Genomic DNA, 19,836 nt, shown 5'->3' with positions numbered 1-19,836 from the left:
CGATCAGGTTTGGAGTTGTTAGGAAGCCCAGCCGCGGGCGCAGACCGTCCTCAATGACGATCGATGTTCCGTTATTGACTGATATTCAAAACGCGTGCCAGTTCGCGGCGGACGAATCTCGCTGCAAAATCAATGGGTTTCTGGCGACCTCGAATCTGGCCGGCCGCGCGGCGCGACCGCAGCTGGCCGATTTTTTAGCCACGCCGATGATCTCTTGTGCAGCACAGCATCTGCGGCCGTGGTGACGATCGCGAACCCGCGATCGATGTGCCATCGCGCGCACATGGCGCATCGCACAAGAAAGCATCAGGGTGCGCGTTTGCGCGGCGGCCCTTGCTGCGAGCCACGCCAATCGCGCGCACCGAACGCGGTCCGCGATCTCTTTGCAACGTCTTGCGACTGCAAGGCAAAGCGACGCGATCGATTCGATGGCACGGTAATTGCTGACCTCTGTAGTTGACGGAGTGCGTCTCAACGACGAGCGCACTCATGCATTCACCCACATTCGATTTTATCTGCGCCCGGGATGGCCGCTGTTCAGCGGCTGCCTCTGCCGCATCACCGCGAGACGTGTGCGATGAAGCTAGCCGAGTTCAAGAAGGCAGGTCACTGGCCGACCCTGCTCGCTGCGTTCCTGTATTTCGACATCAGTTTCATGGCGTGGGTCGCGCTCGGGCCGCTGATCGTCTACATCGCACGCGATATGAATCTGGCGGTGAACGAGAAGTTCACTCTGGTCGCGATTCCCGTGCTCGCCGGCGCGCTGCTGCGCGTGCCGATGGGCATTCTCGCCGACATCATCGGCGCCAAGCGCACCGGCATCATCGCCCAGCTCATCGTGATCGCAGCGACCGCGTCGGTCTGGCATTTCGGATTGACCAGCAAGCTCGCGATCGAGCTGTTCGGGCTTGCGCTCGGCGTCGGCGGCGCCTCGTTCGCGGTCGCCCTGCCCCAGGCGAGCCGCTGGTATCCGCCGCAATATCAGGGCGTGGTGATGGGGATCGCCGGTGCCGGCAACATGGGCGTCGTGCTCGACACGCTGCTGGCCCCGAGCATCGCCGAACATTGGGGCTGGCAGGCCGTGTTCGGCTGCCTGTTGATCCCGATGCTGATGGTGCTCGCCTATTATGCGGTCGCGGCCAAGGACGCGCCGGGCGAGCGCAAGCCGATCTCGCTGAAGGCCTATGGCGCGCTCTTGAAGGATTCCGACAGCCGCTGGTTCATGTTCTTCTACTTCATCACCTTCGGCGGCTTCGTCGGCCTCGCCAACGCGTTGCCGCTGTATTTCACCGTGCAGTATCACGTCTCGGGCGTGGCGGCCGGCATGCTGGTCGCGCTGATCGTCGCGTTCGGTTCGGGCTTTCGCCCGGTCGGCGGCATGATCGCGGACCGCATCGGCGGCATTCGTTCACTGTCGATCCTGTTCGGCGTCGTGGTCGCCGCCTATCTGGTGATCGCCTTCATGCCGGAGGGCCCGACCGCGCCGACGCAGGCCGGCTGGGCGCTGACCGAGCTGCCGCGGATCGCCTGGGTCTCGGTGCTGCTGTTCTCGATCGGCGTGCTGGCGCTCGGCATGGGCAATGGCGCGGTGTTCCAGCTGATCCCGTTGCGCTTCCGCCACGAGATCGGCCTGATGACCGGGCTGGTCGGCTGCGCCGGCGGCGTCGGCGGCTTCTTCCTGGCGCAGACGCTCGGTTACGCCAATGGCATGACCGGCGGGTTCGGCGCCGGCTTCCTGTTCTTCGGCGCCCTGGCGTTGCTTGGCTTCATCGGACTTGCCATGGTCAAGGTCCGCTGGCGCACCACCTGGGGCGCGGTGTCGGGAGCGCGCGTCTGATCGCCCGCTCCGGAGAGGACGGGCCCGGACGTGGCATTGCAGCGCGATCTGCAAAGGGATCTCGGCGTTCGCTTCGGCTTTGCCAGCGAGACCGGCAAGCGCGCCGCCAATGAGGATTACGTCGCGGCCTGCCTCGGCCAGCCGGGCACACTGCATCGCGACGTGGTCGCCGCGGTCGCCGACGGCGTCGGCGGCCACAAGGGCGGACGCGAGGCTGCGGAGGTCGCGGTCCGCAGCTTCATCGACGCCTATTATTCGCTGCCGGAGACGCTCGGCGTCCGCCGCCGTGCCGCGCGGGCGCTGGAAGCCGCCAACAGCTGGATCTACGGCCAGGGCCGCGTCGATGTCGCGCGCAGCGGCATGGCCTGCGCGTTCTCCTCGATCATCCTGTCGCGGCGGCAATGCCATGTGATCCATATCGGCGACACCCGCGCCTATCGTCTGAGCGAGGGGCGGCTGGAACGCCTGACCCAGGATCACATCGCCGGCCGCGGCGACCTCGCCCACATGCTGAGCCGCGCCATCGGCTTCGAGGAATTCGCCCGCTTCGACACCACCTCGGTCGGACTTCGGCAACATGACCGTCTCCTGATCTGCAGCGACGGCGTTCATGGCGCGATCGGCGATCCCCGCCTCCAGCAGCTGCTCGAGGAGCGCACGCCGCCGGACGAATCGGCGCGCAGTATCGTCGATGCCGCGCTCGCGGCCGGCAGCAGCGACAACACGACGGCGCTGGTGCTCGACGTCGTCGACCTGCCGCCGGCGGATCGCGACGACCTCACCCACGCGATCGCGACGCTGCCGATCCTCGACCTGCCGGAGAGCGGCGAGGTGATCGACGATTTTGCGCTCGGCGACGTGCTGTCCGACGGGCGCTACAGCCGCCTGTTCAAGGCCGTCGACACGCGCGCCGGCCGCGAGGTGGTGCTGAAATTTCCGCATCCGCGGGTCGCAAGCGAAGGCTCCTATCGCCTCGCCTTCGTGCGCGAGGCCTGGGTTGCCGCGCGCGTGCGCAGCCTGTGGATCGGCGAGATCATCGAGGTGCCGGCGGAGCGCCAGACCAGGCTCTATTCGGCGATGCCGCTCTATGAGGGCGAGACGCTGGAGCAGCGGCTCAGCCGCGCGCCGCGGCTGTCGCTGACCGAGGGTATCGCGATCGCAACCAAGCTGGTGCGCGCCGTGACGGCGCTGCACCGCGCCGGCATCATCCATCGCGACATCAAGCCGGACAATGTGATCCTGCTGAAAGACGGCGGGCTGCGCCTGGTCGACCTCGGCGTCGCGCGCGTGCCGCTCTTGGAGGATTTTCCCGCCGAGGACATCCCGGGCACCGCAAGCTACATGGCGCCCGAGCTGTTCGGCGGCAACGCCGGCGACGAGGCGTCGGATCTGTTCGCGCTCGGCGTCACGGTGTATCGCATGTTCACCGCGAACTATCCGTTCGGCGAGATCGAGCCGTTCTCGCGGCCGCGGTTCGGCAAGCCGGCACCGCTGTCACGCTACCGGCCGGACCTGCCGGCCTGGCTCGATGCCGTGATCGGCAAGGCGCTCAGCGTCGAGCCCGCGCAACGCTTCGGCGACGCCATCGAGTTCGCGCATGAGCTGGAAAACGGCGCGACCTGGGCCGGCCCCGCCGTCGCCACCCGCAAATCGCTGCACGACCGCGATCCCGTGACGTTCTGGAAGGTGCTATGCGCGATCCTGGCGCTGATCGTCGTGGTGCTGCTGGCGCGGCATTAGGCTTCCGTCGTCATTGCGAGGAGCGATAGCGACGAAGCAATCCATCCAACCGCGTCTGCGGGCAGATGGATTGCTTCGCTTCGCTCGCAATGACGGCTGGATTGGTTCACAGTCGCTCAGGATCAGCGGAAAGGCGCTTGTGGCGCAGTAAGAATAACCTAAGACCCCGCGCGGCGGATGGTGATCCGGGTCTCGTCGGTCATGTCCTTGAGCTCCTTGTTCGGCTCGCGATAGAGATGCCGCTCGATCTCGACGGTCCGGCCGTCGGTGGTCTTGCTGCATGTCTCGTCGACGAAGACTCCGCCGACCTCCTGCTTGTCGGCGCCCGGCTTCGCCTCGACGCAGCTCCAGCCGTCCTCGCCGTAGCGCGACTTCGCTTGCAGGCCGAGCAGGAACGCCTTCTTGCGCAGATAGAGCCGCGCCTTCGGATCGGTCTCGATGGTCAGCGCGGCGATCTTGGCATCCTTGTCGATCATCACCGTCAGGATCGCGGGATGGCCGGCGACCATGGTGCCTTCGTGCGCGGTCTCGCGATCATACTCGAAGCGAATGCCGCGCAGCTGGTCCGGCCCTTCCGGGCAGTTCGACCATTGCGCCCATTCCGCCAGTCGGTGGGTGGTCTTCTCGCCGGCGCAGGTCAGGTTGATGTAGCCGGCGTCCGGAACGCTTGAAATCGCCATGCCGACATTGATGTCGCGCAGGTCTCCCGCGGTCGCCATCGCCGGCACCGCGGCCGTGACGGACGCAGCAAAAACCAAACCACGAATTGTCGATCTCTGCTTGCTCATGGCTTTGCCTTCTCGCTTGGGTCGGACGGCGCGGCGGCATGGCCGGCCTCCTTGTAGATGTTGCAGACGCGCGAGCCGTCGCCGAAGAAGGTGATGCATTCGTCGTAGTTCGGCTCGCCCTTGCCCTTGACGTGGGCGAGCACGTAGTCGGCGACCGCCTCGATCTCGTTCGGCCGCAGGAACACGTTCGCCTCCGGCGGCATGCGGTCGGCGACGTCCTGTCGGCTCATCTCGTAGCATTTCGTGGTGTCGTAGGAGCCGCGCACGAAGAACGGCATGCCGGTGCCCGGCCGCCCGCATGTCACGGTCTCGATGATCTGCTCGCGCGTCAGCTCGGTCTTGCGCAGCGACAGCGCGTCGCCGCCATAACCGCCGCCGCCGTTGCCGTGCCATTTGTGGCAACCCATGCAATTGCCGCGCTTGAACACCGCCTTGCCCGCATCGGTCGGATCGCTCGCCGACTGGGCCTGCGCCGTCGCCACGAATCCCATTACCAGCGCGCAGCCGAGCCACGCGCCAACCAGCCAGTTTTGCTTCATGTGTCTTGTTTCTTCTCTCGGCCAAATCGAACGCGGGAGACTCCGTTTCGGAGCCTCCCGCGCTTGCGACGTCAAAGGGCGAACACGTAGAGCATCGAGCCCGGCTGCATCCGCTTCAGCTCGGGGGTGGCATCGATGAACCACTTGTCCCAGGCTCCGCCGAGGCCGACCAGGATCGCGACATACTGCTTGCCGTCCACCGAGAACGTGATCGGGGGCGCGTTGACGCCACCGCCGGTGTTGAACTGCCAGAGCTGCTGCAGCGACTTCGCGTCGTAGGCGATCACCTCGCCGGACGGCTGTCCGGAGAACACCAGGTCAGGCGTCGCCAGGATGCCGCCGAGGTTCGGGAATTGCGTCTCCGCCTTCCCTGCCACCTTGCCGGTGGTGACGTCGATCGCGGTCACGCTGCCGGTGATCTTGACGTTCTGGCTCGGCCCGCCGCCGGTGAAGAACTCGCGCGCCTTCACCTTGTCCGGCGTCATCTCCTCGACCTTGATGTGGTTGCAGCTCTCGATCACCGGGATGTACCAGAGCTTCAGGTTCGGATTATACGCGGTCGGCGGCCAGTTCTTGCCGCCCATGTTGCCGGGGCAGATATCCGTTTCCTTGTTGGTGCGGCTCGGCGTGACCGACGCATTGTACTTCTGCACGCCCTGCTTCGGATCGTACTCCACCGGCTTGCCGGACTCGGGATCGAGCCCCTTGGTCCAGGTCACCTTCTTGACGAAGGGCAACCCCCAGACGAACTTGCCGCTGTTGCGATCGACCGCGTAGGCAAAGCCGTTGCGGTCGGCCTCGAGCGCGAGCTTCAGCGTCGTGTTGTTCGGACCGGGAACGTCGACCAGCACGTTCTCCGCCACGCTGTCATAGTCGTAGGGATCGTTCGGCGTGTGCTGGTAGTGCCACTTGATCTTGCCGGTGTCGGCGTCGAGACCAAGCGACGAGTCGGTATAGAGGTTGTCGCCGGGCCGGTATTCATTATCCCAGTCCGGTCCGGGATTGCCGACGCCCCAGACAATGGTGTTGGTCGAGGGGTCGTAGCTGCCGGTGACCCAGGTCGAGCCGCCGCCGCTCGCCTTGGCGTTCTTGTCGTCCTTCCAGGTCTCCGCCCCCGCCTCATCCTTGCCCGGGATGGTGTGGGTGCGCCAGACTTCCTTCTGGCTGTTCAGGTCGGTGGCGGCGATCCAGCCGCGAATGCCGTATTCCGCACCGGCCACGCCCGAAATCGCCTTGTCCTTGACGATCAGCGGAGCGCCGGTGATCACCTCGCCCTTGTCGGGATCGGCGACCTGACGCTGCCAGGCGACCTGCCCAGTCTCCTTGTTGGTCGCGATCAGGCGGCCGTCGAGCGTGTGCGAGATGACGAGGTTGTTCCACAACGCGACGCCGCGGTTGTCGACGCCGCAGCAGGCCACCGCGCCGGCCCAGTCGTGGTCGGTCTTGGGATCCATCTTCCAGACCAGCACGCCTTTGCCGCCATGCGCATCGATCTTGTAGACCGAGCCCCAGCCGTCGGTGACGTACATGAACCCGTTCTCGACGATCGGCGTTCCCTCCAGGCCGCCATGCGACCAGATTCCACCGCCCTCGACGCCGCCAAGCGCCATGGTCCAGGCGACCTTCAGGTTCTTGACGTTATCCTTGTTGATGTCGGTCAGCGACGAGAAGCGGGTCGCCGAATAGTTCTTGTGATGGTGCAGCCAGTTGCCTGCTTCCTTGTCAGCATTGAGCAGGCGATCCTGGTTGACGTCGTCGGCGAGCGCGAAAGAGCCCGCCAAGGTCGCTGCGGATGCTACGGCCGCCGCGAGCATATGAGATTTTACCCAATTCAACCTTGTCATGGATGTATTTCCTCCGGATCCAGCATTCTTCATTGATCGTATCGCCCGTCACATACGGGCGATCGCGCGAGAAGCCTTGAGTCCCGGCGATTGGCTGTGCCACCCGCCGCATTCCCAGTCACTTGTCTTGAGTTACTTGTCTTGAGTTACTTGTCTTGAGTTACTTGTCTTGGGTCACTTCTGGACCGTTACCTCCGTCTCGATGGTTCCTGCTTTCTGAAAAACGATCGCGCATTTGAACGTCTCGCCGGGAGCGAGCACCTGACGCAACTGCAGCAGCATGACGTGATAGCCGTCGCGCTTCAACTCGAGCGTAGCCTTTGCAGGCACCGGAATGTTCGGAATCGAACGCATGGCTGGTGTGCCTTCGCCGCGATCGACGGTGTGACGTTCGGAAAAATTCGCCACCGGACAACGGACACGGAGCAGCGCGTCGGCGCTGTCTGCCTCATTCTTGATCGTCATCGTCAAGGGAAGGTCCCCGCCCGCTTTGTCGACCGCCGGTACGCGCGCATCCACAATTGCCAGGGATTCGTTCGCGACGGCGTTGGGCATCACTCCGAACGTGCCGATCAGGCAGAATAATGGCAACGCGATCCATGAGCTGCACTTAACCGACCGGCACGCAACGACGCCATGCAACTCCCGCTCGAACGACATCAAGTTTTCTCCCATCGTGATTTTTGCGGCATTGTTTCATGCTTCGTCGCGCGCTGCCAGCGATTGAACGTCGGGAACTCGGCTTCCTGCGATTCGTGCTACATTTTTGCGCATGAGCGTTCTCGATACGCTAACGCAGGCAGAGCGCGATGCAGCACATACTGCACCGCGTGAGGTGATCGCATGTGCGCAACCAGCTCTGGTGGTTTGACGTCTTCGCATCGGATCACTGCGGCACCGGGTGCAGCCGCGCCAGCTGGTCGAGCGACAATCCGGCCTCGCGATCGCTCAACGGAAACCGGACAATAATGTCCTGACGCGCCACCTGCCCCCACAGCGCGTCCGACGACCATTTCTGCGGCTCAGGCCCGCGCGGGCCGTCGATCCAGATGAAATACCATTCCGCCATCGTGGCGCGCTCCCTTGCGGAAGATTGACCCTCCGCCGGCCAATCCGCAACGCCCGATTTCACAGCGTGGGAGCCAGCCGCGGTTCAGGATCTGTCGTAAGGCGTCCCGTCCTTGTGCAGGAAGCGGCCGTCGGAGCTCGGGCTCATCATGTCAATATCGGAGCAGGTGATGACATCGGCGCGCGAACGCGAGCCGACTTCGAGATAGGTCGCCGTCATCTGCGACCTGTTGATCATGTGATGCCCGTTGCCGGAGTTTTTCGGAAATGCCGCGCAATCGCCGGCGCGCAGCACCGTCTCGCCGCCGTCCTCCACCAGCACCAGCTCGCCCGCGAGCACATAGACGAACTCGTCCTCGTCCGAATGCCAGTGGCGCTGGCTCGACCAGTTGCCGGGCGGCAACCGCATCAGATTGACGCCGAAATCGGCGAGCCCGCCGGCATCGCCGAGCCGTTGCCGCACCCGCTCCGCGGACAACGCGGCGAACTCGGCCGGATAGCCGGTCCCCTTGCGTTCCGGCACGTTTGTCAGGTCGATCTTCGGCATGGCAGATCCTTCGCCATCAGGATATCGTCGTAGTAGCGGCCGTCGATCTTCAACGCGCGCTGCTCCAGCCCGTACGCGACGAAACCCATGCTCTCGTAGAGCCGAACCGCCGGCTCGTTGCCCTTCACGACGACGAGCTGCACCAGCTCGACCGTTTCAGCTGCAAGTTCGAGCGCGGCTTCGACCAGAAGCCGGCCGACACCGCCGCGCCGCGCCGCCGGCCGCACATACATGCTGACCAGCGCGCCCTTGTGCCGTTGCTTCGGCCCTTCCGCCGCCACGAAGCCGACGATCCCTGCGATTTCGTCGCCCCGGAACGCGCCGAGGATCACCGCGCCGCGCGTCAGCCGCTCCGCGAACCATTCGACGGGGTGCACGCTCTCCGTCTCATAGGCGCTGCCGAACGCCTCCGGACTCATGCGCAGCGCTTCGAGGCGGATGTCGCGATAGAGCGCCGCATCCGCGGGCAACAGGCGCCGGAGCTCGATGGATTGCATGTTCATTCGGTACCGCTACGCTCAGGCGTTATCGGCCGCAGGCCCATCGACGGGCCTGAGGCGATCATCGATATAGCGTCGCAGCGCCGCTGCGGCGTTCAGCATGTGCGCACGCATCCTGCGTGATGCGGTCTCGCCATCGCCTTCCGCGATCGCCTGCATGATGGCGTCGTGCTCATCCCGCGACTTGCGGATACGGTCGCCCTGCCGCAATTGCGTCCGGCGGAAGGCGCTGAGCCGCGCACGCACGTCCTGCGCCTGCTCCGCCATGAACGAGTTATGCGTCGCGCTGTAGATGCATTCATGGAATTGCCGGTTGAACGCATCATAGGCATCGACGTCATTCGCCTCGACCATCGCCCGCGAGGATTCGTGGAGCTCGATCAGATGGCTGCGCTCGAGCGGGGTCATGCGATAGGTCGCAAGCCTGACGCACATCGCCTCAACCTCGGCGCTGGTCTCGAACATGTCCATGATGCGCTCGGGCGTCATCCGCGCCACGACCAGGCCGCGGCGGCCGCGCACCTCGACCAGGCCGCTGACCACGAGCTGGCGAAGCGCCTCCCGCACCGGCGTGCGGGAGGCGCCAAAGCGATCGGCGAGCTGCTGCTCCTCCAGGGCCGAACCGGCAACCAGCGCGCCCGACGCGATCTCGTCGGTCAACGCGTTCCGGATCCGATCGGAGAGCAATCCCCCATCGTCTTCCGGATCGGTCGCGACCTTGAGCAAACCTGCCATTTAGCCTCCTGTGATCGCGCGCACCGCGAAGTAAAGGACAGACGGCGCGACCAGGCATCCCAATCCCGTATGGAACGTCGCCGTCAACGCCCCGTATGGCACCAGCCGCCGGTCGGTCGCGGCGAGCCCTCCGGAAACCCCGCTGACCGTCCCCATCAATCCGCCGAACACCATGGCGCTGCGCGGATTGTCGAGGCCGATCATCCTGGCGACGAACGGCGTGCCGATCATCACGATCACCGCCTTGAACACACCGGTCGCAATCGAAAGGGCGATAACCGGCGAGGATGCACCGATGGCCGCCCCGGTGACCGGTCCCACAATGTAGGTGACCGCGCCGGCACCGATCGTCGTCAATGATTCGGCATCAGTGTAGCCAAACGCCGCGGCGACGAGAACGCCGAGAATGAACGGGACCACGGTTCCCAGGCCGAGCGCGACCGCGCCGATCACGCCGGCCTTGCGCGCATGCACGACGTCGACCTCGAAGGCGGTGGCAACGATGGCAAAGTCGCGCAGCATCGCGCCGCCCATCAACCCGATCCCGGCCAGCGCCGGCAGGTCGGCGACGCCCTTCTCGCCGCCGGTGAAGAGGCCACCGAGAAAGGCCAGCGCGAGCCCCAGCATGATCGCGATCGCCGAGCCGTGAATGCGCCCGAAGGTGAAATATTTCGAGATCGCTCCGGAGATCCACATCAGGATCCCGACCGCGGCGAACGCGGTGATCAGCGAATTCGCGACGAGCACGTGAGACAGCATGGTCATGCGATCCTCCCGGACTTGAACTGAGGCACCGGCGCGGCAAGCGTCTCGGCCTCGCGCGCCTCGATCTCGTCCATCGTCTCGACCCGGCCGCTGAGCCGGCCGATCAGGGCGACCATCGCGAAGCACACCGCGACGGCACCGGCGCCGGCGATGATGACGATCGGACCGCCCTTCGCTGCGGCGACGACGTTCTGCTGCGCGGCCATGGCGACCACGATCGGAATGTAGAAGCTGCCCCAGAACTCGACGCCGGTCTTGAGCCCGTGGCTGAGCAGCTTGCGGCGCACCAGCCAGAGCCGGGCCGCGATCAGAAAAATCATCGCAATGCCGACGCCGCCGACATTGGCCTTCACGCCGAGGGCGACGCCGAGCAGGTCGCCCAGGAAGCCTCCCAGCAGGGTGCAGATCGCGAGCAGCGCGACACCGGAAATGGTCACGGGCGCCTCCCCGCGGTGAGCAGGGCGCCGGCAGCAGGACTTGGACGCTTCGTATGCATTCGCATCGTGAATTTCCTCCTGTGTATGCGAATATCCGTCGCTTATTGATTATCGTATACATTAATTGACAGAGCGACGCAATACGCATACATTGATCGGCATCGAAGCCCATCTCGCATGCCGAGGAGCCCGAAATGAGCGATTGGGGTATGCAAAAGGCCGCGCTGCGCGAGCGCCTCGCCGCCGGTCGGCGGCACGCCGACGGAAAGATCGTCCCGATCCCGCGGCTGCCTGCGTTCCTGAACGCAGTGATCCGGTCAGGTGATCGGGTGTGCCTCGAGGGTGACAACCAGAAGCAGGCCGACATCCTCGCCTCGGCGCTCGCAGACCTGGACCCTGCCGAGATCAGCGATCTCCACATGGTGCAGTCGGGCGTGGTGCTGCCGTCCCACCTCGACATCTTCGAGAAGGGCATCGCGCGGCGGCTCGACTTCTCCTATTCGGGCCCGCAATCGGCGCGCATGGCGCGGATGCTGTTCGGCGGCAAGATCGAGCTCGGCGCCGTCCATACCTATCTCGAGCTGTTCGCGCGCTACTTCATCGATCTGACGCCGAACGTCGCGCTGATCGCAGCCGTCAGCGCCGACAAGGACGGCAACCTCTATACCGGGCCGAACACCGAAGACACACCGACGGTGGTCGAGGCGACCAGCTACAAGAACGGCCTCGTCGTGGCCCAGGTCACCGAGATCGTCGACAAGGTGCCGCGGGTCGATATCCCCGGCGACCTCGTGCATTTCGTGGTCGAAGCCCGCCGGCCGTTCTATGTCGAGCCCCTGTTCACGCGCGATCCGGCGGCGATCACCGAGACCCAGATCCTGACCGCGATGCTCGCCATCAAGGGCATCTACGCGCCCTACGGCGTGCGCCGGCTCAATCACGGCATCGGCTTCAACACCGCCGCGATCGAATTGCTGCTGCCGACCTATGGCGAGAAGCTCGGCCTCAAGGGCAAGGTCTGCACCCACTTCGCGCTCAATCCGCATCCCACGATGATTCCGGCGATCGAAGCCGGATGGGTCGAGCAGATCCATTGCTTCGGATCGGAGGTCGGCATGGAGGATTATGTCGCGGCGCGCCCCGACGTGTTCTTCACCGGACCGGACGGCTCGCTGCGCTCCAATCGCGCGTTCTGCCAGACCGCAGGCCTCTATGCCTGCGACATGTTCATCGGATCGACCCTGCAGATCGACCTCGAGGGCCACAGCTCGACGGTGACGTCCAGCCGCATCGCGGGCTTCGGCGGTGCGCCGAACATGGGCTCCGACCCGCGCGGCCGCCGCCACCCGAGCGAACCCTGGCTCAAGGCCGGCGCCGAGGCCGCGCCGGATTCCGATGCCGCGCTGCGCCGCGGCCGCAAGCTGGTGGTGCAGATCGGCGAGACCTTCGGCGAGCGCAACGCCCCGCTGTTCGTCGAGCGGCTCGACGCGTTGGAACTGGCAAGCGCGCTCAAGCTCGATCTCGCGCCCGTCATGGTCTACGCCGACGACGTCACCCACATCGTCACCGAGGAAGGCATCGCCAACCTCCTGATGTGCCGGGACAAGGACGAGCGCGAGCAGGCGATCCGCGGTGTTGCCGGCTACACCGACATCGGCCGCGCCCGCGATTCCAGGCTGGTCGAGAAGCTGCGCGCGCGCGGCGTGATCCGGCGCCCGGAAGATCTCGGCATCGATCCGCTCGACGCCGATCGCCGCCTGCTCGCCGCCCGCTCAATCAAGGATCTCATGCTGGCGTCCGGCGGACTCTATCGTCCGCCCAGCCGCTTTCGCAATTGGTGAGGAGTTTTGCATGGAAACGCTCAGCTTCCGACTATCCGCCCCGAAACGCGCCGGTGGCACCCGCATGCAGGCGATCGTCGGCGTCGTCGCCTCCGGCAATCTCGAGGTGCTGCTGGAACGCGCAGCACCCGCCGACAGCTGCATGATCGACATCACGACCGCAGCCCACGGCTTCGGCGCGGTCTGGGACGCCGTGGTTCGCGATTTCGCGGCCCGCCGCCCTGCCGGCGGCCTGCGCATCTCCATCAATGACGGCGGCGCCCGGCCCGACACGGTCGCGCTGCGCCTCGCCCAGGGCGTCCGCAAGATCGAGGAGCCGGAACGATGACCGCAGCCACTGCCAACACGGATTCGCTGAGCTGGTACGAGGCGAGCGCCCGGCAGCGCATTGATGCGCTGCTCGATCCCGGCAGCTTTGCCGAGTTTATCGGCCCCGAGCAGCGCGAGATCAGCCCGCATCTTTCGATCTTCGACCTGCCTGAGCAGTTCGACGACGGCATCGTCGTCGGGCGCGGCCGCCTCGACGGCTCGCCGGTGCTGGTCGCGGCACAGGAAGGACGCTTCATGGGCGGCGCCTTCGGCGAGGTGCATGGCGCCAAACTGACCGGTCTGTTGCGCGCCGCGCGTGCGCTTCAGCAGGACGTGCTGATCCTGTTCGACACCGGAGGCGTGCGGCTTCAGGAAGCCAATGCCGGCGAGCTCGCCATCGCGGAGATCATGCGCGCGATCATCGAGGCGCGGCGCGCCGGCGTCAGCGTGATCGGTGTGATCGGCGGCCGCGCCGGATGCTATGGCGGCGGCAGCCTGATCGCCGGCACCTGCTCGCGCCTGATCGTCTCCGAACAGGGCCGGATCAGCGTCAGCGGCCCCGAGGTGATCGAGACCAACAGGGGCATTGAGGAGTTCGACTCGCGCGACCGCGCGCTGGTCTGGCGCACCATGGGCGGCAAGCACCGCTACCTGATCGGCGGCGCCGACATATTCGTCGACGACGAGGCATTGGCGTTTCGCCGGGCTGTGATCGACGCGCTCGAGGTCACACGCGGTTGCAGTTTGGCTGTTCTCGACGCCGAGCAGACACGCCTGGAGCGACGGCTGCAACGCTTCGGCGCGGCCAAGGACGCGGTCGAGATCTGGCAGGTGCTCGGCATCGACCAGCCGGCCGACATCCCCGCGCTTCCGACCGACGCATTTCTTCGCGCGGCGACCAACAGGGAGAACGCCGATGACGCTCGATGACATCCTGGCCGGCCTGTTCCCGAACGGCAGCAACATCGACATCAGCGGCGCGATGATTGCGGGATCGGCGATCCTTCCCGGTGCAGGCCCGGTCCACGTGCTCGGCATGACCCAGGGACAGCCGCTCGGCGTCGACGAGGCGATTGTGCTGGCAAGGCGTGTGCTCGAGATCGTCAAATCAGGCGATCGCGCGCCGATTCTGCTCCTGGTGGATTCGTCGAGCCAACGCATGAGCCGGCGCGACGAACTGCTCGGCCTCAGCGAATATTTGGCGCATCTCGCCAAGGCCTTGATGCTGGCGGAAGCGGAAGGACACCGCACCGTCGCCCTGCTCTACGGCGGCAGCGCAGCCGGCGCGTTCATCGCCACCGCCCTCGCAGCCGGCACGCTGGTCGCGCTGCCCGCCGCGCATCCCGCGGTGATGGATCTGCCGTCGATGGCGCGGGTCACCAAGCTTCCGATCGACGTGCTCAAGGCCAAGGCGGAAGCGACCCCGGTGTTCGCTCCGGGCCTCGAGAACATGGTGCAGACCGGCGGCATTCAGGCGGTCCTGGACGAGCACGCGCCGTTGGCGCCGCAGCTCGCCGCGATCCTCGAGCGTCCGCAAGGACCGGACCCGCGCGGCCGGCTCGGTGCCGAGCGCGGCGGACGGCGAAAGGCTGCAGAAATCGCCGACCGCGTCGTGACGCTCGCAGCGTCCGCGCCGCAGGAGATGCAACATGGCTGACGCATTGGATCGCCACACCATGGTGAAGGTCTCGGCCGCGGGATGGAGCGCAGCGATGCGCCGCTATCCCGAACTCGCCGTTGAACCGATCATCGCAGAATGGGCGCGCGCGGATCGTCCGCTCATCGTCCGGCGGCCGGCTTGCAGCGATGGGGCGGGCATGATTCCGCTCGGCCTGCCGCTGCCACCGAGCCACGGCAAACGACGCCTTGCGCTGGCGCTCGCGCCCGGCGACATCGTCGCATCCGCCCCGCCGCCCCTGCTCGCCGATGCCGCCGCCACAGCGCCGACGCAGTGGCGCGAGACGATCGCACACCTCGTCCGGCTTGTGCCGGAGACCCGAACCTTCGGCAGCCTGGCGTGGCAGCATCTCACCGGGCTGCCCTATCTGTCGGACAATTCAGACCTCGATCTGCTCTGGCCGCTGGCGTCAGCGCGGCAGGCGCAGAGCCTGCCGTCCGACATCGCTGCGATTGCAGCGCAGGCGCCGATGCGGCTCGACGGCGAGATCGTCGGTTGCGCCGGCGGTGTGCAGTGGCGCGAACTGACCGGCAGCGACGAGGACGAAGTTGTCGTGAAGGGCCCTGACGGCGTCACCGGCGCGACGCGCGCAGCGTTTCTGTCGGGGCGGACGTCGTGAACGCCGCGCTGAAATGGCAATCACGGCCGCGACGGGAGGCTGATGCGGAGCAGATCGGTCGGCTTGCCGCGCTGTGCCTGAAGCTCGAGGTCGCGACCTATCCGAAGCCGGGGCTGGTCAGCCATGTCGACAACGGCGCGCACGGGGATATGGACGCCGCGCTGCTGTGCCTGAGCGCCGACACGCTGGCGCCCTTCTTCCGCGATCTGGCGGCCGCCGGCGCCGAGGGTGCCGGCATGAACCGGTTGCGCGCCATCGGAGTTGCCGCGGAACGCGCCATGATGGCTGCGACCTCCGGCGTCAACACCCACCGCGGCGCGATCTTCGGACTGGGCCTGCTGTGCGCCGCAGCCGGATATCGCGGCGCGCTCGGCATCCGCAAGTCGCTGGGCGAACTGGTATCGCAACGTTGGGGCGATGCGATCCTCTCCGGCCCGGTCTCGCTGCGCAGCCATGGCGCGGTGGCCGCACGCCGCCACGGTGCCGGCGGCGCCCGATCGGAAGCAGCAGGTGGCTTCCGCTCCGTCTATGACATCGCCCTTCCCGCCCTGCATGCGGCGCGGACGCTGGCACCACATGATGAGGAAGCGGCACGGGTTCAGACCTGCATGACGCTGATCGCCGACGTCGCCGATACCAATCTCCTGCATCGTGGCGGCGCGGAAGGATTGCATTTCGCGCAAGCCAGCGCATCGGCATTTCTGGCCAGCGGAGGCGTCGGATCCTGTGGCTGGCGCGCGCGCGCCACCAACATTCATCGCGCATTCGTGGCGCGTAATCTGAGCCCCGGCGGCTCGGCCGACCTGTTGGCCATGGCGCTGTTCATCGATCGGCTGGAACGCTGATGCTTGCATTGATCTGCGGCGGACAAGGCACCCTCTCCGACACGATCTTCGATCTGGTCGACGGTCAGCCTGCGGCGGAGCCGGTATTTGCCGCCGCAACGGCCTGTCTCGGCGAGGACCCGCGGACGCTGGTCAGGGCAGCAAGCGCCGACCAACTGTCCGCCAATCGCGTCAGCCAGATCCTGACCGTCACATCGGCGCTCGCGATCCATGCCTGCCTCGGCGACCTGCTCACGCGGGAGACCGCCGTCACCGGCTACAGCGTCGGCGAGATGGCGGCCTGGAGCATTGCCGGAATCTGGACCGCCGACGAGGCCTTGCGGCTGACCGAGATTCGCGCACGGCTGATGGACAGCGCCGCGGGACCGGACGGCCGCCTCGGCTATGTCCGCGGGCTCGACGGGGCCACGCTCGACCGGCTGCTCGAAAAACACCGCTGCGAGATCGCGATCAAAAATCCGGACCTCCTGTTCGTGGTCGGCGGCGCCGAGCCGGATGTGATCGCGCTCTGCGAAGAGGCCGCAACAGCGGGCGCGCGCAGCGGGCTTCTCGCCGTGAAAATCGCTTCGCACACGTCACGCCTTGAGCAGGCCAGCGAGCCGCTGCGCCAGGCGCTCGACGCCGGCAAGCGCTTTCCCATCTCGGGTCGGCGCATCCTGCTCGCGGGTGGCGATGGTGAGCGCATCTTCACGCCAAGCCGTGCGACAGCGATGCTCGCACGCCAGGTCGCGCAACCGATCGACTGGGCAGCGACGCTGACGGCGCTCTCCGAACTGGGGATCACGCGGGTGCTGGACCTCGGTCCGGGGCATGCGCTCGCCGAGATGACGCAGGCCTTCCTGCCCTCGATCCGCTGCTACGCGGCCGACGGGTTTCACAGCATCGACGGCTTGCGAAGCTGGACGGCTCTCGACTAGCCGGCGACGCCGCGATCGAGATCAGTGGTTCTCCGAAGCCCTGAGCCCAGCGCGCATCCTGCGCCGATTTTATCCGTGTCCTTACGGTATGGCGCCATACCAGATCACGAGCGCGAAGATCACCAACAAGGCGACGGTGATGATCGCTTCGCTCGTGGGCATGTGCCTTATGGCCGCCTCCGCACGCGGGAGCAGGATGCTGTGATGGGGCGGTGGTTCTCATCAGCACAACGGCGCTCGTTTGAAATATTTGCGGGCGGCGTTGGCTCTAGCCCCAGGAAGGAAATGCAAAATCCCGGTAGCCTTAGCTTGCACAAGACGTGCGGCTGGAACATGCCCCAAAAGGGCTATCACCTTGAAACAATCGGGGGCTTTACATTCCGGAAGATCGGGAGTTCGGCCGCCCCTTCGCTCGCGATGTCGGCCGGCGTCGCGAGATCGCCAAGCGCCATGCCGTAGGCAACGCGGCCCCTAGCGCCACGAGCCGTCCGGCCCAAGCGGCAACGTCGGAGGGTCGCGCTTGTCCTCGTCAGGCTTCACCTTGAAGCCCTGCCGAAACGCGAACCAGATGAAGCCGACCAACCCGACCACGCAGATCGGCGCGAGAAACCAGTCAGGCATGTCGCAATCCTCCAGCAGCCTACCGACGTAAGTCTCGGCGATCCCGCGCTTAGTTCAAAATGCGGGATGCCCCGTCCGAATGAACCGTAGCGCCATTGTCCGGACGAATCCGAGGCGTTGCCGCAAGTGATGTCCGGCCAAGGTCGAACTGAGCCTAAGATGCCGCGAAAAACGCCATCCTGACTAACTTTATGAGTCTATCCAGATAAGCCTGTGTCGAAAACACGTCTTTCCCGAGTAAGACTGAATCGCTTGCGGAAGAAGTCTTCGATTGCCTGATTCCGGGTTGGCGGCCGGCCAGCGCAGAACTGGCGGGTGGACCGACTATAGCCAACTGGTCCGTTTTGGATGAAGCCATTGGCCTGGAAGCTGACGCGCCTCGCATCCAGCCCACTTGCCACAACCCGGGACAGCCACCCTCGTCGCGCGAAGAGCGAGAGCTTCCCAAGCAACGGATACCGCACCGGACAAGGCCTAGGAACGTCCCTAGCCGGCGGAGATTACCTCCCGCAATTGCTACCCGAGCCAGGAGGTTTTCCGTGAGGGATTTTGGCAGTGTGCAGGAAAATCTGGGAGACCGCGGCTTTTTCATCGCCCCGCTCGACGATCTCGTGACCTGGGCTCGATCCGGCTCCCTGATGTGGATGACGTTTGGGCTCGCTTGTTGTGCCATCGAGCAAATGCAGGTCTCGATGCCAAGATATGACATTGAACGTTTCGGAGCCGCACCTCGCGCGTCCCCACGACAGTCGGATGTGATGATCGTGTCGGGAACGCTCTGCAACAAGATGGCGCCGGCCCTGCGCAAAGTCTACGATCAGATGCCGGAGCCGCGCTACGTCATCTCGATGGGGTCCTGCGCCAATGGCGGCGGATACTATCACTTTTCCTACTCTGTCGTTCGCGGCTGCGATCGAATCGTACCGGTAGACATCTACGTCCCGGGGTGTCCGCCGACCGCCGAAGCTTTGCTCTACGGCATCCTCCTCTTGCAAAACAAGATCAGACGAACCGGCTCGATCGAACGTTAGAGCAGCTGTCCAGGGCGACCGCTACGTTCCGGTACAGAACGAAATGGCGATCGTCGATCGGCACAGCGATCGCTTGTCGGCTCCGCAGCAAGGCATAGCCCTTTTACTTAAGTTAACGCGTGGCGACACAGTGCGCGCTAAAACGTCTACGATCGAAAATGGCGAGATGGACGATGATGGTGAAACGGCGACGCCGATTCAAACAGCCAACGTCGCTAGCTCATCGACTGGCGCAGGAAATGGGACGCCTGCGCGAATTGGCGCGCGGGTTGCCGCCCGGAACGGAGCAAAGCATGCTCCTGCGCAAGGCCCATCAGGCCGAAACGGCGTTGCGCATCGACACATGGCTGGCTTCCCCGGGCACCTCACATCCAGTCGGCAAAATGTCCTTGATGGGCCGCACTCAACCGAAGCGCCGCTGATGCCCCCGCATTGTGGCTCGGCTAGAGACCCGTCGAGCGCAGCGGCGTTTTGACGTCGACCGTGGGAGGCCGGTCGCGCCGATTCACATAAGTGAATGCGGAGCCACGAGGCCGAGCACATCGTGGGTTGCTTGCTCGGTTTCGACCCTTCTGCAGGCGGACGGCCCTGGCACTGGCCCCCACGGCCCCCAATGGTGCCGGGGCCGTTTCCATTTGGCCGCGCAGCAACATGCCGCTTCATCCAACCTGGCCAGACATCGCCATCCGCCTCGCTGTGACAGTTCTGGCTGGCGCGATCATCGGCTTTGACCGCGGTGTCCGTGGACATGCCGCTGGCTTGAGAACCACAATCCTGGTCGGGCTTGCCGCCTCACTGTCGATGATTCAAGCAAACCTCCTGCTCAGTGTCGACGGAAAAGGCTCAACCTCGTTTGTCGAGATGGATCTCATGCGCCTTCCGCTCGGCATCCTGACCGGCGTCGGATTCATCGGCGGGGGCACGATTCTCAAGAAAGGCGACCTTGTCACCGGCGTGACAACGATTCATCCGCTCTTCCCGGCGCTGTCGATGCTCTCGCGATGGATTTCGTGCGCTGCGCCATCGGTCACCGAGACGGAATACCCAGCACCCAGGCATTCCTGTCGTTCCGCGGCAAGATCGATGGCGAGACGTCTTGCGATCGCGATGGCCTGATCCCGATCGGCGACCGGCCGGCCCATTGAATCGATCACGCGCTCACCGTTCACGAGGTG

The 19,836-nt window shown here is 65.4% G+C and carries 23 protein-coding genes and 2 pseudogenes; 13 read left to right on the top strand and 12 right to left on the bottom strand.

Going from position 1 to position 19,836, the window contains the following annotated elements; translation table 11 throughout:
- The first annotated feature begins 53 nt into the window (after positions 1 to 53).
- From ACVW17_RS23780 to ACVW17_RS23770, 3 genes are all read left to right on the top strand, one after another.
- Entirely contained in the window at positions 54 to 245 is a 192-nt protein-coding gene (locus ACVW17_RS23780; protein ID WP_456754166.1) for a hypothetical protein, read from the top strand.
- A gap of 332 nt (positions 246 to 577) precedes the next feature.
- Positions 578 to 1,837: an MFS transporter gene (locus ACVW17_RS23775; protein ID WP_456754165.1), complete on the top strand. Its 1,260-nt coding sequence runs from the start codon at positions 578 to 580 to the stop codon at positions 1,835 to 1,837.
- 30 nt (positions 1,838 to 1,867) lie between these two features.
- Complete coding sequence (locus ACVW17_RS23770; protein ID WP_456754164.1) at positions 1,868 to 3,577, top strand: protein kinase domain-containing protein; 1,710 nt, start codon at positions 1,868 to 1,870, stop codon at positions 3,575 to 3,577.
- 158 nt (positions 3,578 to 3,735) lie between these two features.
- Here ACVW17_RS23770 and ACVW17_RS23765 read toward each other — a convergent pair whose 3' ends face one another.
- The 10 genes from ACVW17_RS23765 to madL all read right to left on the bottom strand — a co-directional run bounded on the left by ACVW17_RS23765 (position 3,736) and on the right by madL (position 10,800).
- Positions 3,736 to 4,365: a hypothetical protein gene (locus ACVW17_RS23765; protein ID WP_456754163.1), complete on the bottom strand. Its 630-nt coding sequence runs from the start codon at positions 4,363 to 4,365 to the stop codon at positions 3,736 to 3,738.
- Positions 4,362 to 4,904, bottom strand: a complete 543-nt coding sequence (locus tag ACVW17_RS23760; protein ID WP_456754162.1) for a c-type cytochrome — start codon at positions 4,902 to 4,904, stop codon at positions 4,362 to 4,364. Before ACVW17_RS23760 ends, ACVW17_RS23765 begins: the two co-directional genes overlap by 4 nt.
- Positions 4,905 to 4,975: 71 nt before the next feature.
- A complete protein-coding gene (locus ACVW17_RS23755; protein ID WP_456798991.1) occupies positions 4,976 to 6,718 on the bottom strand; it encodes a PQQ-dependent dehydrogenase, methanol/ethanol family in 1,743 nt (580 codons plus the stop codon).
- 204 nt (positions 6,719 to 6,922) lie between these two features.
- Entirely contained in the window at positions 6,923 to 7,408 is a 486-nt protein-coding gene (locus tag ACVW17_RS23750) for a copper chaperone PCu(A)C (RefSeq protein ID WP_456754160.1), read from the bottom strand.
- 226 nt (positions 7,409 to 7,634) lie between these two features.
- A complete protein-coding gene (locus ACVW17_RS23745) occupies positions 7,635 to 7,817 on the bottom strand; it encodes a hypothetical protein (protein ID WP_212014982.1) in 183 nt (60 codons plus the stop codon).
- An 84-nt stretch (positions 7,818 to 7,901) separates the two neighbouring features.
- On the bottom strand, positions 7,902 to 8,363 hold the full coding sequence (locus ACVW17_RS23740; RefSeq protein WP_456754159.1) for a cupin domain-containing protein: 462 nt from the start codon (positions 8,361 to 8,363) through the stop codon (positions 7,902 to 7,904).
- Positions 8,345 to 8,866, bottom strand: a complete 522-nt coding sequence (locus tag ACVW17_RS23735; protein WP_456754158.1) for an N-acetyltransferase family protein — start codon at positions 8,864 to 8,866, stop codon at positions 8,345 to 8,347. The genes ACVW17_RS23740 and ACVW17_RS23735 overlap by 19 nt, the downstream gene beginning before the upstream one ends.
- Before the next feature lie 15 nt (positions 8,867 to 8,881).
- A complete protein-coding gene (locus ACVW17_RS23730) occupies positions 8,882 to 9,598 on the bottom strand; it encodes a GntR family transcriptional regulator (protein ID WP_456754157.1) in 717 nt (238 codons plus the stop codon).
- Positions 9,599 to 10,363, bottom strand: a complete 765-nt coding sequence (gene madM, locus ACVW17_RS23725; protein ID WP_456754156.1) for a malonate transporter subunit MadM — start codon at positions 10,361 to 10,363, stop codon at positions 9,599 to 9,601.
- Positions 10,360 to 10,800 carry a malonate transporter subunit MadL gene (gene madL / locus ACVW17_RS23720; protein ID WP_456754155.1) on the bottom strand — a complete coding sequence of 147 codons (441 nt, stop codon included), beginning with the start codon at positions 10,798 to 10,800 and terminating at the stop codon, positions 10,360 to 10,362. The genes madM and madL overlap by 4 nt, the downstream gene beginning before the upstream one ends.
- Before the next feature lie 194 nt (positions 10,801 to 10,994).
- Here madL and mdcA point away from each other — a divergent pair, with 194 nt between their 5' ends.
- From mdcA to ACVW17_RS23685, 7 genes are read left to right on the top strand one after another with little or no spacing between them, the layout of a single operon-like run.
- A complete protein-coding gene (gene mdcA, locus ACVW17_RS23715) occupies positions 10,995 to 12,641 on the top strand; it encodes a malonate decarboxylase subunit alpha (RefSeq protein ID WP_456797927.1) in 1,647 nt (548 codons plus the stop codon).
- A gap of 10 nt (positions 12,642 to 12,651) precedes the next feature.
- Complete coding sequence (mdcC, locus tag ACVW17_RS23710) at positions 12,652 to 12,969, top strand: malonate decarboxylase acyl carrier protein (RefSeq protein WP_456754154.1); 318 nt, start codon at positions 12,652 to 12,654, stop codon at positions 12,967 to 12,969.
- The gene (locus ACVW17_RS23705; protein ID WP_456754153.1) at positions 12,966 to 13,880 is read left to right on the top strand and encodes a biotin-independent malonate decarboxylase subunit beta; all 915 of its coding nucleotides are present in this window, start codon (positions 12,966 to 12,968) and stop codon (positions 13,878 to 13,880) included. The genes mdcC and ACVW17_RS23705 overlap by 4 nt, the downstream gene beginning before the upstream one ends.
- Positions 13,867 to 14,607, top strand: a complete 741-nt coding sequence (mdcE, locus tag ACVW17_RS23700) for a biotin-independent malonate decarboxylase subunit gamma (protein WP_456754152.1) — start codon at positions 13,867 to 13,869, stop codon at positions 14,605 to 14,607. Before ACVW17_RS23705 ends, mdcE begins: the two co-directional genes overlap by 14 nt.
- On the top strand, positions 14,600 to 15,247 hold the full coding sequence (gene mdcG, locus ACVW17_RS23695; protein ID WP_456754151.1) for a malonate decarboxylase holo-[acyl-carrier-protein] synthase: 648 nt from the start codon (positions 14,600 to 14,602) through the stop codon (positions 15,245 to 15,247). Before mdcE ends, mdcG begins: the two co-directional genes overlap by 8 nt.
- A complete protein-coding gene (gene mdcB, locus ACVW17_RS23690; RefSeq protein WP_456754150.1) occupies positions 15,244 to 16,092 on the top strand; it encodes a triphosphoribosyl-dephospho-CoA synthase MdcB in 849 nt (282 codons plus the stop codon). The genes mdcG and mdcB overlap by 4 nt, the downstream gene beginning before the upstream one ends.
- Entirely contained in the window at positions 16,092 to 17,009 is a 918-nt protein-coding gene (locus tag ACVW17_RS23685) for an acyltransferase domain-containing protein (RefSeq protein WP_456754149.1), read from the top strand. Before mdcB ends, ACVW17_RS23685 begins: the two co-directional genes overlap by 1 nt.
- Before the next feature lie 471 nt (positions 17,010 to 17,480).
- Here ACVW17_RS23685 and ACVW17_RS23680 read toward each other — a convergent pair whose 3' ends face one another.
- On the bottom strand, positions 17,481 to 17,630 hold the full coding sequence (locus ACVW17_RS23680; protein WP_456754148.1) for a hypothetical protein: 150 nt from the start codon (positions 17,628 to 17,630) through the stop codon (positions 17,481 to 17,483).
- Between the two features lie 569 nt (positions 17,631 to 18,199).
- On the opposite strand from ACVW17_RS23680, the pseudogene ACVW17_RS23675 reads away from it, so the two are divergent.
- The 3 genes and pseudogenes from ACVW17_RS23675 to ACVW17_RS23665 all read left to right on the top strand — a co-directional run.
- Positions 18,200 to 18,661: pseudogene (locus ACVW17_RS23675) on the top strand (NuoB/complex I 20 kDa subunit family protein); the annotation flags it as partial.
- A gap of 173 nt (positions 18,662 to 18,834) precedes the next feature.
- Positions 18,835 to 19,083, top strand: a complete 249-nt coding sequence (locus ACVW17_RS23670; RefSeq protein ID WP_456754147.1) for a hypothetical protein — start codon at positions 18,835 to 18,837, stop codon at positions 19,081 to 19,083.
- A 229-nt stretch (positions 19,084 to 19,312) separates the two neighbouring features.
- Positions 19,313 to 19,639, top strand: a pseudogene (locus tag ACVW17_RS23665) (MgtC/SapB family protein); the annotation flags it as partial.
- Here ACVW17_RS23665 and ACVW17_RS23660 read toward each other — a convergent pair.
- Positions 19,627 to 19,803: a hypothetical protein gene (locus ACVW17_RS23660; RefSeq protein ID WP_456756516.1), complete on the bottom strand. Its 177-nt coding sequence runs from the start codon at positions 19,801 to 19,803 to the stop codon at positions 19,627 to 19,629. The pseudogene ACVW17_RS23665 and the gene ACVW17_RS23660 overlap by 13 nt on opposite strands.
- Between the last annotated feature and the right edge of the window lie 33 nt (positions 19,804 to 19,836).

The organism is Bradyrhizobium sp. USDA 4473, from assembly GCF_054063335.1.
This window is presented reverse-complemented; position numbering and strand designations above follow the sequence as displayed.

What these genes read in the sequence shown, in the direction of transcription:
- ACVW17_RS23745 (WP_212014982.1), bottom strand. Translation starts at nt 7,817, where the DNA reads ATGGCGGAATGGTATTTCATCTGGATCGACGGCCCGCGCGGGCCTGAG.
- mdcG (WP_456754151.1), top strand. Translation starts at nt 14,600, where the DNA reads ATGGCTGACGCATTGGATCGCCACACCATGGTGAAGGTCTCGGCCGCG.
- ACVW17_RS23670 (WP_456754147.1), top strand. Translation starts at nt 18,835, where the DNA reads ATGATGGTGAAACGGCGACGCCGATTCAAACAGCCAACGTCGCTAGCT.
- ACVW17_RS23760 (WP_456754162.1), bottom strand. Translation starts at nt 4,904, where the DNA reads ATGAAGCAAAACTGGCTGGTTGGCGCGTGGCTCGGCTGCGCGCTGGTA.
- ACVW17_RS23680 (WP_456754148.1), bottom strand. Translation starts at nt 17,630, where the DNA reads ATGCCTGACTGGTTTCTCGCGCCGATCTGCGTGGTCGGGTTGGTCGGC.
- ACVW17_RS23685 (WP_456754149.1), top strand. Translation starts at nt 16,092, where the DNA reads ATGCTTGCATTGATCTGCGGCGGACAAGGCACCCTCTCCGACACGATC.
- ACVW17_RS23775 (WP_456754165.1), top strand. Translation starts at nt 578, where the DNA reads ATGAAGCTAGCCGAGTTCAAGAAGGCAGGTCACTGGCCGACCCTGCTC.
- mdcC (WP_456754154.1), top strand. Translation starts at nt 12,652, where the DNA reads ATGGAAACGCTCAGCTTCCGACTATCCGCCCCGAAACGCGCCGGTGGC.
- ACVW17_RS23740 (WP_456754159.1), bottom strand. Translation starts at nt 8,363, where the DNA reads ATGCCGAAGATCGACCTGACAAACGTGCCGGAACGCAAGGGGACCGGC.
- ACVW17_RS23780 (WP_456754166.1), top strand. Translation starts at nt 54, where the DNA reads ATGACGATCGATGTTCCGTTATTGACTGATATTCAAAACGCGTGCCAG.
- ACVW17_RS23755 (WP_456798991.1), bottom strand. Translation starts at nt 6,718, where the DNA reads ATGCTCGCGGCGGCCGTAGCATCCGCAGCGACCTTGGCGGGCTCTTTC.
- ACVW17_RS23735 (WP_456754158.1), bottom strand. Translation starts at nt 8,866, where the DNA reads ATGAACATGCAATCCATCGAGCTCCGGCGCCTGTTGCCCGCGGATGCG.
- madM (WP_456754156.1), bottom strand. Translation starts at nt 10,363, where the DNA reads ATGACCATGCTGTCTCACGTGCTCGTCGCGAATTCGCTGATCACCGCG.
- ACVW17_RS23730 (WP_456754157.1), bottom strand. Translation starts at nt 9,598, where the DNA reads ATGGCAGGTTTGCTCAAGGTCGCGACCGATCCGGAAGACGATGGGGGA.
- ACVW17_RS23765 (WP_456754163.1), bottom strand. Translation starts at nt 4,365, where the DNA reads ATGAGCAAGCAGAGATCGACAATTCGTGGTTTGGTTTTTGCTGCGTCC.
- mdcA (WP_456797927.1), top strand. Translation starts at nt 10,995, where the DNA reads ATGAGCGATTGGGGTATGCAAAAGGCCGCGCTGCGCGAGCGCCTCGCC.
- ACVW17_RS23750 (WP_456754160.1), bottom strand. Translation starts at nt 7,408, where the DNA reads ATGTCGTTCGAGCGGGAGTTGCATGGCGTCGTTGCGTGCCGGTCGGTT.
- ACVW17_RS23660 (WP_456756516.1), bottom strand. Translation starts at nt 19,803, where the DNA reads ATGGGCCGGCCGGTCGCCGATCGGGATCAGGCCATCGCGATCGCAAGA.
- ACVW17_RS23705 (WP_456754153.1), top strand. Translation starts at nt 12,966, where the DNA reads ATGACCGCAGCCACTGCCAACACGGATTCGCTGAGCTGGTACGAGGCG.
- mdcE (WP_456754152.1), top strand. Translation starts at nt 13,867, where the DNA reads ATGACGCTCGATGACATCCTGGCCGGCCTGTTCCCGAACGGCAGCAAC.